Below are 13402 nucleotides of genomic sequence, written 5' to 3'. Positions count from 1 at the left end.
AGAGATGCTTGGCCCGTAATCGGCGCAGTTGACGCCGGTAACCTGAAAATCCATTATCGCTCACCAGCTCTCGGGTATTGGGTGCCCGATCGAGTTCGAGTGGCATCCCGACGATGGACGGCGGAGACTACAGGTGACGGTTTTGTGACCGGATAAGAGCTCACGAGCTCGTGGCCTCCGGATTGCTCGCTCCCGCCATCGAAGGGAGCGCGAGGCACCGGGTGCCGGCCGCAGTGGCCCATCGTGATCGAAATTTCCTCGAGTAGAAATTTCTTCAAGGGGCTCGCATGGAAGATAAATCTGTCGAGGTTTTGACGCCCGGGCCGGATGAATCTGCAATCGTCAAACGCAGGTACACCGGCCCGACGGTCGAGACCGAGACCGAGAGGCAGTTCGCCGAGGTGCTGGCTGACGTTGTGTGCGTCGAGAGGGTGTCGGTCGACAGCCACTTCTTCGACGACCTCGGCGCTAACTCGTTGGTGATGGCTCATTTCTGTGCGCGAGTCAGGAAGCGGACGGACCTGCCATCAGCGTCGATGAAGGACATCTACCGGCACCCGACGATCCGAAGCCTGGCGACGGCGCTCGCGGACATCGAGCCCACCCCGGTCGAGTCGTCGGTCCCGGCGCCGACCGAGCCGTTGAAACCGGCCGGCACGCTGCAGTACGTCCTCTGCGGAACGCTGCAGTTCCTGATTTTCCTCGGATATTGCTTCGTCGCCGGACTTGTCACCGCCCGAGGCTACGAGTGGGTCTCCGCCGGCTCAGGTCTGACCGAGATCTACCTGCGGTCGGCCGTCTTCGGCGGCGCCGGCTTCGTCGGCCTGTGCACGTTCCCGATCGTGGCCAAATGGATCCTCATCGGCCGCTGGCAACCCCGCGAGTTCCCGGTCTGGGGGCTGACCTATCTGCGCTTCTGGACCGTCAAGGTGCTGGTCCACGCCAACCCGATGATCGTCTTCGTCGGAAATCCGCTGTACGTGCTGTACCTGCGGGCCCTCGGCGCGCGGATCGGCAAGGGTGTCACGATCCTCTCCCGCACCATTCCGGTCTGCACCGACCTGCTCACGGTCGGCGCCGGCACGGTGATCCGCAAGGAATCGTTCTTCCTCTGCTATCGGGCGCACACCGGGCGTATCCAGACCGGCCGGGTCACTCTCGGCCGGGACGTTTTCATCGGCGAGAAGACCGTGCTCGACATCGACACGTCGATGGGCGACGGAGCGCAGCTCGGCCACACGTCCGCGCTGCACAGCGACCAGGCGGTGCCGGCCGGCGAGCGGTGGCACGGGTCCCCCGCACAGCGCACCGAACTCGACTATGTGAGGGTCGCTCCGGCCGACTGCGGTGCGCTGCGCCGGGCGGGCTACGGCCTCGTCACCCTGCTCCAGCTGTTCCTCCTGTACGTACCGCTGACCATCGGCGGTACGTACATGCTGCTGACCGCGATTCCGTCGGTGGGCAGACTGCTGGCCCCGGGCACGGAGGAGTTCACGTCGTCGCAGCTCTACGTCGACGCGCTGGCCGTCTCCACCGTGCTGTTCGTCGGCTTTCTCGTCGTGGGCCTCGCCGTATTGTTCACCGTCCCGCGCCTGCTGAACCTGGTGGTCAAGCCGGACAAGGTCTATCCGCTGTACGGCTTCCACTACTCGGTGCACCGCGCGATCGCGCGTATGACCAACATCAAGTTCTTCAAATGGCTGTTCGGTGACAGCTCCTACATCGTCTACTACTTGCGCGGCCTTGGTTACGACCTGTCCCGAGTCGAACAGACCGGGTCGAACTTCGGTACGGAAGTGCAGCACGAGACCCCGTATCTGAGCTCTGTCGGCAGCGGAACCATGGTCGCCGACGGGCTCTCGATCGTGAATGCCGACTTCTCGAGCACGTCCTTCCGTGTGTCCCGGGCGTCGATCGGGGCACACAACTTCCTCGGGAACAACATCGCGTACCCCTCGGGGGCCAGGACAGGTGAGAACTGCCTCCTGGCGACGAAGGTGATGGTTCCTCTCGACGGAGAGGTCCGCGAGGGCGTGGGGCTGCTCGGCTCACCGTGCTTCGAGATTCCCAGGTCGGTGGAGCGCGACTCCCGGTTCGACCATCTCCGGGCCGCGGACGAGGTGCACCGCCACCTCGCCGCGAAGAACCGCTACAACATCCGCTCGATGATCTTCTTTCTGTTCGTGCGGTGGCTGTACGTCTTCGTGCTCACGGTGGTCGGCCTGGCGGCCGTCGATCTGTACGGCGTTCTCGGGCAACTGGTGATCGCCGGGTCCCTGGCGCTGACGCTCGGGTTCACCGCTCTCTTCCTCGCACTGGTGGAGCGTGGGATCGCGGCATTCCGCCCGCTGCGCCCTCAGTTGTGCTCCATCTACGACCCGTACTTCTGGTGGCACGAGCGCCTTTGGAAGGTGCCCGACGAGTACCTCAACGTCTTCAACGGCACCCCCTTCAAGAACGTGATCTGGCGGCTGCTGGGTGTTCGGATCGGCAAACGGGTCTTCGACGACGGCTGCTATCTGACGGAGCGGACGCTCACCACCATCGGGGACGACTGCACCCTGAACGCGGGGAGCAAGATCCAGTGCCACTCGCAGGAGGACGGCACCTTCAAGTCCGACCACAGCACGCTCGGCACAGGCTGCACTCTCGAGGTCGGCGCCCACGTCCACTACGGCGTGACGATGGGCGACGGCTCGGTGCTCGCCGCCGACTCCTTTCTCATGAAGGGCGAGGAAGTCCCGCAGCACGCTCGGTGGGGAGGAAATCCCGCCGCGGAGATGCGAGATGCCCACTATCAGCCCGCAGCGCGGCGACGGTGAGGGGAGGGGAGGGAGAATGGGAATGCACATGGAGGCCGGCCGGAAGTTCTGGCGGGGTGTGCTCGTCGCCGGTGGACGCACCGCGATCCCACGGTGGACGCTCAATCCGGTGACGGGAGCCGCCTCGCACAAGGCGACGATCCCGGACGACGTCGTGGAAGGTCTGTGCCGACTGGCCAAGGACTTGGCGGTGCCGCTCAGCTCGGTGCTGCTGGCCGCGCACGCCAAGGTCCTCGCCACGCTGTCCGGCGAGCACGAGGTGGCGACCGGCTACGTCGCCGTGGAGGACGGCCGGCCACTGCCCTGCCGACTGACGACCGAGCCCGACTCGTGGCGGGCGCTGCTGCTGAACACCCATCAAGCCGAGTCAGAACTGCTTTCGCACAAGGACTTTCCGGTCGATGATCTCAAGACAGAGCTGGGCCTGACCGAACCGTCGCCCGAGACCGTGTTCGATCCGACCGGTGTCGGCGGCGATCTCGCCGAAGGCACCGCGCTGTGGGTGGGATTCTCGCAACACGCAGGCCACCTCCTGCTCCGGCTGCGGTACCGGACCGACGTGCTCGACGCGGACAGTGCCGCCAGGATCGCCGGCTATCACCTCACCACGCTCGCGCTGATCGCGGCCGATCCGGATGCCGAGCACAGGCGGCAGAGCCTGCTCTCCGCCGGAGAACTCCAGTTCCAGCTCGAAGGGCTCGCCGGACCGCGCCGGGACCTGCCGGACCGCCGGTTCCACGAGCTGTTCGAGCAGCGGGTGAGGGCGCACCCGGACGCCGTCGCAGCCGTGCACGGCGATCGGCAGTGGACCTACCAGGAGCTCAACGTCCGTGCCAACCGGCTGGGACGAGCCCTGTTGGCGCGAGGGCTGCACCGCGAAGGTGTCGTCGCGGTGGTGACCGAGCGCAACCTGGACTGGATGGCCGCCGTCATCGCCGTCCTCAAGGCCGGTGGCGTCTACCTGCCCGTCGAACCGCACTTCCCGGCCGAGCGCATCGCGGCCACGCTTGCCCGTGCCGAGTGCGCCCTCGTGCTCACCGAATCCGGCAGCACCGCCACGCTGGACCAGGCCCTCAACTCACTGTCGGCGGCCGACGCCGGGTCCGGGTCGGGAATCCAGAAGCTCTACGTCGACGCGGCCTACGAGGAGGGGCATCCCGACGGTGATCTGGGCGTCGTTGTCGCGCCCGATCAGCTGGCGTACGTCTACTTCACCTCCGGCTCCACGGGTGAGCCCAAGGGAGCGATGTGCGAGCACGCGGGCATGCTCAACCATCTCTACGCCAAGATCGACGACTTGGAGATCGGCGAGGGTCAGGTGGTCGCCCAGACCGCGCCCCAGTGCTTCGACATCTCGCTGTGGCAGCTGGTCGCCGGGCTGCTGGTCGGCGGCCGGACCGTGCTGGTCGAGCAGGAAGTGATCCTCGACGTGCAGCGGTTCGTGGACAGGATCATCGACGGCCGGGTCGCGGTGCTCCAGGTCGTGCCGTCGTATCTCGAAGTCGTACTGTCCGAGCTGGAGCGGCACCCGCGCGAGCTGCCGGACCTGCGGTGTGTGTCGGTCACCGGAGAGGCCCTGAAGAAGGAGCTCACCGAGCGCTGGTTCGCGGCCGAGCCCAAGATCAGGCTGGTCAACGCGTACGGGCTGACCGAGACCTCGGACGACACCAACCACGAGGTCATGGACCGGGTTCCGGACTCCGATCGGGTCCCGCTCGGCCCGCCCGTGAACAACGTGCACGTCTACGTCGTCGACGAGCACCTGTCACCGGTGCCGCTCGGCGCCCCCGGCGAGATCGTCTTCTCCGGGGTCTGTGTCGGTCGCGGATACGTCAACGACCCCGAGCGCACCCGCCTGGCCTTCATGGCCGATCCGCACCACGAGGGCCGGCGGCTCTACCGGAGCGGCGACCACGGCCGCTGGCTGCCCGAGGGGAAGCTGGAGTTCCTCGGCCGCCGCGACTCCCAGGTCAAGATCCGCGGGTTCCGGATCGAGATCGGCGAAATCGAGAACACCCTGCTGCGGGTGCCCGGTGTCCGCGACGGCGCGGTGGTGGTCGCCGAGCGGGCCGGCCAGAGCAAGCACCTGGTGGCCTTCTACACCGGCCCGGGGCCACTCGAGACCGACGCCCTGCTGGACAAGCTGGGTGAATCGCTCCCCGAGTACATGGTCCCGTCGGCCTTCCACTGGCGGGAAAGTCTGCCGCTGACCGCCAACAGCAAAATCGACAAGAAGACACTGAAGGCGCTCGCCGGAGAGCTCGACACCGTCGACGACGACTACCGCGCACCGAGTACGCCGACCGAACAGCGGCTGGCGGCCGCATGGGCGACAGTGCTCGGCATCCCGCAGAACCAGATCGGACGGCGGGACCACTTCTTCGACCGGGGGGGCACGTCACTGTCGGCGGTGAAGCTGGCGATCACCCTGGACCGTGCGGTGTCCCTCAAGGACGTCACCCGTCACCCGGTCCTCGCCGATCTGGCCGGGCTCCTCGACGGCAGGTCCGAGCGGCGCTCCGGGCTGCTGCAGCCGCTGTCCGAGTCGCCCGGTGCGCAGGCCGGTGCTCTGGTGTGCTTCCCCTACGCAGGCGGCAACGCCGTGAACTTCCAGCCGATGGCCAGGGCACTGACGGCCGAAGGCCTGGCAGTCTACGCCGTCGAGCTGCCCGGTCACGACTTGGCCGCCGGGAGCGAGCCGTTCGCGCCGATCCCACAGGTGGTCGAACAGGTCATCGCCGAGGTCGCCCGGTGTGGCCTGACCAGGGTCATGCTGTGGGGCCACTCCTCGGGCGCCGCGTTGGCCGTGGAGACGGCCCGGAAGCTCCAGGAGCGTGGCGTGGACGTCCAGCGGGTGTTCCTTGGCGCGCAGTTGCTCGGTGACGCCACCGACCGGCGCGCCACCATCACCGAGCTGACCGGGCGGAGCAACGCCGAGATCGCCGCGGGGCTGAGCGCAGACAGCGGCTACACCGAGCTCAGTGAACTGGATGCGCGGCACGCCGAGCATGTCGGCGCCGCCTACCGGCACGACTGCGTGTCCGCACACCGCTATTTCGCCGACGCCCTGGACGCCCCGCCGGCGGTGAAGCTCTCCGCGCCCGTCACCGTGGTCGTTGCCGCCGACGACCCGAACACCGCGGAGTTCCCACGCCGGTACGGCGACTGGCGGCTCCTGGCCGAGCACGTCGACCTCCACGAGCTCGCCGACGGCGGCCACTACTTCCTGCGCACCCGTCCTACCGAGGCGGCACAGGCAGTGCTGCGCGCCGACGAATTGTTGGCCTCTTCGTGAGTCGCAACGGAAAGGAATCGAGATGTCGTCCTCATCCCCGGCGTCACTGCTCGACCTGGAGCTGCAACCAGGCAAACCTCCGATGCTGCAGGTCGACACCACCGGCGACGCGCTGAGCTGGGCGGCCGAGCACCGGGACGCGCTGCGCGCCGTCGTCACCGAGCACGGCGCGGTCCTCGCCCGCGGCCTCGGGCTGCGTGACGCGGCCGAGACCGGTGCCGTCTTCTCGAAACTGACCACCGGTCTGATGACTGAGAGGGAGGCCTTCGCGCCCCGGCAGACCTACGCCGACGGCGTGTACTCCTCATCGCAGTGGCCGCCGAACCAGCCGATGTGCATGCACCACGAACTGAGCTACACACTCGAGTTCCCCGGCCTGATGCTGTTCGCGTGCCTCAGTGCGCCCACCGAGGGCGGGGCGACCGCGGTGGCCGACTCACCGACCGTGCTCGACGCGCTGCCCACCGAGCTGACCCAGCGATTCGAGCGGGAGGGCTGGCTGCTCACCCGCAGCTACAACGACGAGATCGGGGCTTCGTTCGCCGAGGCGTTCGGCACCGAGGACCGGGACGCCGTCGAGAGCTACTGCCGCGCCAACGCGATCGAGTTCGAGTGGCAGCCCGACGGTGGACTGCGCACCAGGCAGCGCCGCAGCGCCGTGGTGCGACACCCGGTCACCGGGCAGCGCTGCTGGTTCAACCAGATCGCGTTCCTCAACGAGTGGACGCTGGCGCCGGAGGTGCGCGAGTACCTGGTGGACGTCTACGGCGCAGACGGACTGCCGTTCAACACCCGCTTCGGCGACGGCGACCCGATCGGCGAGGACGTCGTGCAGCTGCTCAACAAGGTCTACGAGGATCACACCGCACGCGAGCCGTGGCAGGCCGGCGACCTGATGCTCGTCGACAACATCCGCACCGCGCACAGCAGGGAGCCCTTCGAGGGACCGCGCGAAGTGCTCGTCGCGATGGCCGACGCGGTGCGCCTGGCCGACTGCTCGCCGACCGTCGAAGTGACCGCAGGATGACCACCATCCCCACCGCTTTGGAGTCCGCAATGTCCGAGCCGATCACTGTGCCACCGTTCGCGGTGGTCTCCGGTGCCCAGGTTCAGGGTGTGCTGCAGGGGCGCGAGAAGGAGATCGTGGAGTTGGTCGAGGCCACATACCGGCTGCACAGCGCCGGCCAGTCGGTGAACCCGCCGTCCTACTTCCTGCATCTCCCCGACCGCCCGTCCTCCCGGATCGTCGCGCTGCCCGCCTCGATCGGCGGGGAGGGTCGAGTGGACGGCCTGAAGTGGATCTCCAGCTTCCCGGAGAACGTGACGGCCGGCATTCCGAGGGCCTCGGCCGTGCTGATCCTCAACGACCATGACACCGGCTACCCGTTCGCCTGTCTGGAAAGCTCGATCATCAGCGCCACAAGGACGGCCGCGTCAGCGGCGTCGGCGGCCGAATGCCTCAGCCGCGGCCGCCCGCGGCCGACGCGCGTCGGGTTCTTCGGGACGGGCCTCATCGCCCGCTACATCCACACATTCCTGGCCGGCACCGGCTGGTCGTTCGACGAGATCGGCGTGCACGACCTGTCCATCGACAGCGCGGCCGGCTTCCGCTGTTACCTGGAGCAGTCGGGCACCGCCGGCCGGATCACCGTGCACGACAGCGCCGAGCAGCTGATCCGCCTCAGCGATCTGGTGGTCTTCGCCACCGTCGCCGGTCAGCCGCATGTCAGCGACCTGTCGTGGTTCGCACACAATCCATTGGTGCTGCACGTGTCGCTGCGCGACCTCTCGCCGCAGATCCTGCTCGCCTCGACCAACATCGTCGATGACATCGAGCACTGCCTGAAGGCCAACACCTCGCCGCATCTGGCCGAGCGGCTCGCGGGCAACCGGGACTTCCTGCTCGGCACGTTGGACGACGTGATGGCCGGGCGGGTGACGGTGCCGGCGGACCGGCCGGTGGTGTTCTCGCCCTTCGGACTCGGGGTGCTCGACCTCGCGGTCGGCAAGTACGTCTACGACGAGGTGGTCCGCTCTGGAGAGTTGCAGGTCATCGACGACTTCTTCCACGAACTGAGCCGGTACGGGTGAGCCGGCCAAGAGCCCAGGAGGCCTATGCAGAACTAGTCCCAGGAGACATCACCGGTCAAGTCGCCGCAGGTCAGGGCGCACGACACCGCGGCAGCTGATGCAGGGCCCTGTCTGGCTCGGTTGGACACAGGCTCCCGCCCGCACAAGCGAGAAGCCCGCCCACGGTCGGATGGACGCTCCGATAAGTGCTCTGCTGCAGATGAGGAGACCATCGTGCCCGTCATATCCGTTCCCTACGCCTTCAACGAAGAAGAGCTCTATGTCGACCTTGAGTCGATCTTCGGGCACTCCCTTTTCCTGAAGTGTGAGGGCTTCAACTTCGCCGGCTCGATCAAGCTGAAAGCCGCGACCGAGATGGTGGAGACCGCCGAGCGGGATGGAGTCCTGACGCCGGATTCGATACTGGTCGAGTCCTCCTCCGGAAACCTCGGCGTGGCGCTGAGCATGATCGCGGCGAGCAAGGGCTACCGGTTCCTGTGCGTGACGGACTCCCGATGCAACCTGTCGACGAGGTTGATGATGGAGGCGTTGGGCAGCCAGGTACACATCGTCGCCGGACAGGAGGCCAACGGCGGCTTCCTCGGCGCGCGGATCGACTACATCCGCGCGCTCTGCGCCTCCGATGACCGTTACGTGTGGCTCAGTCAGTACACCAATCCGGGCAACTGGAGGGCTCACTACCGCAAGACGGCGCCGGAGATCGCCCACCAGTTCCCGGGACTGGATGTGCTGTTCGTCGGAGCCGGCACCACCGGGACCCTGATGGGCTGCGCGCGCTACTTCCGCAAGTGGCACCGGCCGGTGCGGATCGTCGCACTGGACAGCGTGGGCTCTGTGGCCTTCGGCGGTGCACCGGGCCGCCGGATGATTCCCGGCCTGGGCATGAGCATCCGTCCGCCGCTGCTCGACGAGTCCTATGTGGATGAGGTGATACGCGTCGAGGAGGCGGACACCATACGTACCTGCCATTCTCTGGCCAGGCACGGATTCCTGTTCGGTGGCTCCACCGGCACGGTGGTCAGCGGCGCGATGGGCTGGCTGGCCGAGCATGACGCTCGTGAACTCACCGCGGTGGCCATTGCTCCGGATCTGGGCGATCGCTACCTCGACACCATCTACCAGGCCAACTGGCTGCAGGATCTTTACGGCGATGAGGTGCTCAACTCCGACGAGGTGTCCGCCGGTTCCTGGGCAGCCTCTCCCGCGCCGCGGACGCGGTCGGGCGGGCGTCCGTAGCCGCAGACCGGCGACCGCAGTGGCAACCGGCGCCATCAGCCCCGCCGTCACGGCCGTTCAAGGTCCGTCAGACGTACTCCGACACCGCATCCAGCAGCCAGTCCGCCATATACCCGGCGAAGGACGAACGGACCAGCACCCAGAACCCGGCCCGGACCTCGTCGCGTGCAACCAGCACGACCTGTGCGCGGGCCAGGGTGGTCTGGGCGCAGCGCCCGGGCCCGAAGGCACGCGGGTGCAGGTCCAGCGGGCAGCCGTGGGCCAGCGTGTCGCGGGCGCGAGGGCCCGCGACGAGCAGGGTGGTGCGCTGGGCGGAGACGTCCGTGACCGCTGCCGGCTCGTCGCCGGCGGCAGCCCGGATCTGGTGTTCCAGACCCGCCTGAGTGCCGGGCGGGCCGACGACGAGCCATTCGTCGGGGCCGAGCCAGAGTGCGTAGCGGTCACCGGCGCGTACGACGGTATTGGGTTCGAGGGGCAGTTGGAGACCCAGGGCGAGCCCGACGGCGTCGGCGGCCGGTCCCTTGGGGTCGAGCCGGACGTTGACCTGGGCGAGGAAAGGCAGTTCGGCCAGGCGCAGGTCGCCGCCCGAGGCGCGTGTGACCGCGGCGAAGCGGCCGGCGGCGTGCTCCAGGGGGCTGTGGCGGGTAGCGGTGTCAGCCATCGCGGCGGGCTCCCTCGGGGTCGTAGAGGACGGGACTTGCGACGGTCACCGGTACCAGGCGGTCGCCCACAGGTGCATACAGCCGCTCGCCGATGCGGTTCCGGCCGCCCTTGATCAGGGCGAGTGCGAAGGTCCGGCCGAGCGCAGCGCTGTGGTAGCTGGAGGTGACATGGCCGAGCATCGGCACCGGGGGCTCGGGGAGCACGCTGTCGGCGACCAGGTGGGTGCCCTCGGGGAGGAAGGAGTCCGGGTCTTCCGGTAGCAGGCCGACGAGGTGCTTGCGGTCGCCACGCGTGGTGTCGGCGCGTGCGTGGGAACGCTTGCCGACGAAATCGGGCTTCTTCTTGGACACCGCCCAGCTCATGCCGAGGTCCTGCGGGGTGACGGTGCCGTCGGTGTCCTGGCCGATGATCGGATAGCCCTTCTCGGCGCGCAGGACGTGCATGGTCTCGGTGCCGTACGGGGTGATGCCGAACGCGCTTCCGGCCGCGTACAGCGCCTCCCACAGCGCGCGGGCTTCCCACGGCGACACGTTGATCTCGTAGGCCAGTTCGCCGGAGAAGCTGATCCGGCAGACGCGGGCCGGGATTTCGGCGACGGTCGCGTCGCGCCACGCCATGAAGGGGAAGTCGTCGTTTGCGACGGGCAGTTCGGGGGCGAGGGCGGCCAGTACGTCGCGGGAACGGGGGCCGACGAGGGCGACGGTGGCCCACTGCTCGGTCACCGAGACGCAGTGGACGCGCAGTTCGGGCCACTCGGTCTGCAGCCACTCCTCCATCCAGTCCAGGACGGCGGCCGCGTTGCCCGTCGTCGTGGTGACGAGGAAACGGTCCTCGGCGAGCCGGATGACCGTGCCGTCGTCGAAGATCATGCCGTCGAGGCGGCACATGACGCCGTAGCGGATCATGCCGACTTTGAGAGTGCCCATCATGTTGGTGTAGAGCCGGTCGAGGAAGACGGCCGCGTCAGGCCCTTGCACATCGATCTTGCCGAGGGTGGAGGCGTCCATGAAGGCGACGCCCTCGCGGGCGGCGCGGCACTCACGGAGCACGGCGGACTTCATGTCCTCGCCGTCCTGCGGGTAGTACCAGGGCCGCTTCCACTGACCGACGTTCTCGAAGAGCGCGCCGTGGTCGACATGCCAGTCGTGCAAGGCGGTCACGCGCACAGGGTCATGGAGCGCGCCGCGGTCACGGCCCGCGAGGGTGGCAAAGGAGACCGGGGTGTAGGGAGGGCGAAACGTCGTCGTTCCGAGGGCGGAGATGTCCACGCCCAGAAGCTGGGCGACGGTGCCGCTGGCGAGGACGCCGGACGTCTTGCCCTGGTCGTTGGCGGTTCCGGCGGTGGTGTAGCGCTTGGTGTGCTCGACCGAGCGCATACCGGCGCTCGTCGCGCGCGCGAGGTCGTCGACGGTGACATCACGCTGAAGGTCGACGAAGCGGGGCGCGTCTTCGGTGCCGGGGACGACGCCTGGGACGACGAAGACCTGCATGGGCGGGGACTGCGGTTCGCCGGCCGCGGCCGGGAGCTCGGGTGCGACGGCCACATAGCCCTCGGCCTCGACCGCTCGCATGCCGGCCGCAGCGCCCTGAGCGAGGACGCCGGGCAGATCGAAGACACCGGCGCTGGAGCCTGCGACCTCGACCGCCTGACCGCAGGTGTCGGGGACGAACGTGCCGAGCGTCTCGTCGTAGCGCAGCTTTCCGCCCGCCTGGCTGAACAGATGCGCGACGGGGTTCCACCCACCGGAGACCAGCAGCAGGTCGGCGGCGAACTCGCAGTACCCCGCGGACTCTCCGTACGGGGCGACGGTCACCGCCGTGAGGCGCGCACCGCCCTCGGTACCCGTGACGGCATGCCCGGTGAGCACCTCGATCCCGGCGTCCTGGGCGCGGCGCCCCCACTCCCCCGGTTCGGTGCGGGTGTCGACGACCACCGCGATCTCCACGCCCGCCGCCGCCAGGTCGAGTGCAGCCGCGTAGGCGCTGTCGTTGGTGGTGAAGACAACGGCGCGACGGCCGGGCAGGACGCCGTAGCGATTGGCGTACGTACGGGCCGACGCCGCCAGCATGATGCCGGGGCGGTCGTTGTCGGCGAAGGCCAGCGACCGCTCGTGCGCTCCGGTGGCCAGGACGACGCGGCGGGCGCGGATGCGCCAGACGCGCTCGCGGGAGACGTGCTCGGGGGCTTCGCCGCCGAGGTGGTTGGTACGGCGCTCGACGGCGAGGACGTGATTGTCGTCGTAGTAGCCGAAGACAGTGGTGCGGCGCAGCACGCGCACCTCGGGCTCGGCAGCGAGCCGCTCACCCGACTCTCCTGCCCAGTCCAGGAGTTCTTGTCCTGCCCCGAGGAGGCTTCCGCCCAGCTCGGGCTGGTCGTCGGCGAGGATGACGCGCGCCCCGCTGCCGGCGGCGGCGGACGCGGCCGCGAGTCCGGCCGGTCCCGCGCCGACGACGAGCAGGTCGCAGTGGGCATGGACGGCGTCGTAGCGCGCGGGGTCGGGCTCGGTGGCGAGCCGTCCCTGGCCGGGGAGGCTGCTCGCGACGAGCCCGTCGTACAGCTCCACGGCCGTCGCGGGCAGCATGGGCTCGGGGAACGGCTCCTCGATCTGGACGACGGCGTTGGGCTCCTCGACTCCGGCGGAGAAGATGCCGCGCGGGCGGCCGAGCTTGATGCTGGTGCCGGCCTGGATGATGCCGTTGGCGAGGAGGGCGGAGGCGAGGGTGTCGCCGCGGAAGCCCTGGTATGTGGTGCCGTCGAAGGTGAAGGTGAGCGGTTCGTCGCGGGCTACGCGGCCGGTGGCGGGGAGCCGGAAGGGTTGGGTGCCGGTGCCTTCGGCCTCGGGTGCCTGAGCTTTCGTCGCCGGGTGCGCGCCGGTGGGCGGGGGCTTCTCCCCCGCCCCGCCCCACCCCGAAACCGGGGCTCCCGCCCCGGGCCCCGCGGGTTTCGTCGCTGGGTGCGGGCCGGTGGGTGGGTTGTGCCCACCCGTTCCGCCCTGCGGAACGGTTTGCCCACAACCGGGGCGCGGCTCGCCCGGTCGGTACACCGCCAGGACCTCGTTCGTGGCCGTGTTACGCACCGCGTTGAACCAACGGCGGCATCCGGCCGCATGGCTCCAGCGCTCCGCGAACGGGCCCCTGGGGTTGTCGCGGAAGAAGACGTAGCGGGCCCACTCCTCGTCGGTCAGGGCGGCGGGGTCCTCGGGGTAGGGCACGTGCGCCTGGCCGCCGTAGTGGAATTCCGCCTCGTCACGGGGCCCGCACCAGGGGCATGGGATGAGCAGCATCGAATCGGCTC

At 68.7% G+C, this 13402-nt stretch carries 7 protein-coding genes; 5 read left to right on the top strand and 2 right to left on the bottom strand.

What is annotated here, in order from left to right; translation table 11 throughout:
• Window positions 1-287: 287 nt before the first annotated feature.
• From ACFYWY_RS12465 to sbnA, 5 genes are all read left to right on the top strand, one after another.
• A complete protein-coding gene (locus ACFYWY_RS12465; protein WP_389183898.1) occupies window positions 288-2822 on the top strand; it encodes a Pls/PosA family non-ribosomal peptide synthetase in 2535 nt (844 codons plus the stop codon).
• Between the two features lie 16 nt (window positions 2823-2838).
• On the top strand, window positions 2839-6117 hold the full coding sequence (locus ACFYWY_RS12460) for an amino acid adenylation domain-containing protein (RefSeq protein ID WP_389183895.1): 3279 nt from the start codon (window positions 2839-2841) through the stop codon (window positions 6115-6117).
• 22 nt (window positions 6118-6139) lie between these two features.
• On the top strand, window positions 6140-7144 hold the full coding sequence (locus ACFYWY_RS12455; protein ID WP_389183892.1) for a TauD/TfdA family dioxygenase: 1005 nt from the start codon (window positions 6140-6142) through the stop codon (window positions 7142-7144).
• A gap of 29 nt (window positions 7145-7173) precedes the next feature.
• Window positions 7174-8208: a 2,3-diaminopropionate biosynthesis protein SbnB gene (gene sbnB / locus ACFYWY_RS12450; protein ID WP_389183889.1), complete on the top strand. Its 1035-nt coding sequence runs from the start codon at window positions 7174-7176 to the stop codon at window positions 8206-8208.
• 213 nt (window positions 8209-8421) lie between these two features.
• Window positions 8422-9444, top strand: coding sequence for a 2,3-diaminopropionate biosynthesis protein SbnA (gene sbnA / locus ACFYWY_RS12445; RefSeq protein WP_389184439.1), 1023 nt, complete (start codon window positions 8422-8424; stop codon window positions 9442-9444).
• A gap of 67 nt (window positions 9445-9511) precedes the next feature.
• On the opposite strand, the gene ACFYWY_RS12440 is transcribed toward sbnA, so the two are convergent.
• Together ACFYWY_RS12440 and ACFYWY_RS12435 are read right to left on the bottom strand one after the other, a co-directional pair.
• Window positions 9512-10105, bottom strand: coding sequence for a sarcosine oxidase subunit gamma (locus ACFYWY_RS12440; protein ID WP_389183886.1), 594 nt, complete (start codon window positions 10103-10105; stop codon window positions 9512-9514).
• The gene (locus tag ACFYWY_RS12435; RefSeq protein WP_389183883.1) at window positions 10098-13391 is read right to left on the bottom strand and encodes a sarcosine oxidase subunit delta family protein; all 3294 of its coding nucleotides are present in this window, start codon (window positions 13389-13391) and stop codon (window positions 10098-10100) included. The genes ACFYWY_RS12440 and ACFYWY_RS12435 overlap by 8 nt, the downstream gene beginning before the upstream one ends.
• Window positions 13392-13402 lie beyond the last annotated feature (11 nt).

Origin of the sequence: Streptomyces sp. NPDC002870 (genome assembly GCF_042888505.1) — a bacterium.
GTDB lineage: Bacteria > Actinomycetota > Actinomycetes > Streptomycetales > Streptomycetaceae > Streptomyces.
This window is presented reverse-complemented; position numbering and strand designations above follow the sequence as displayed.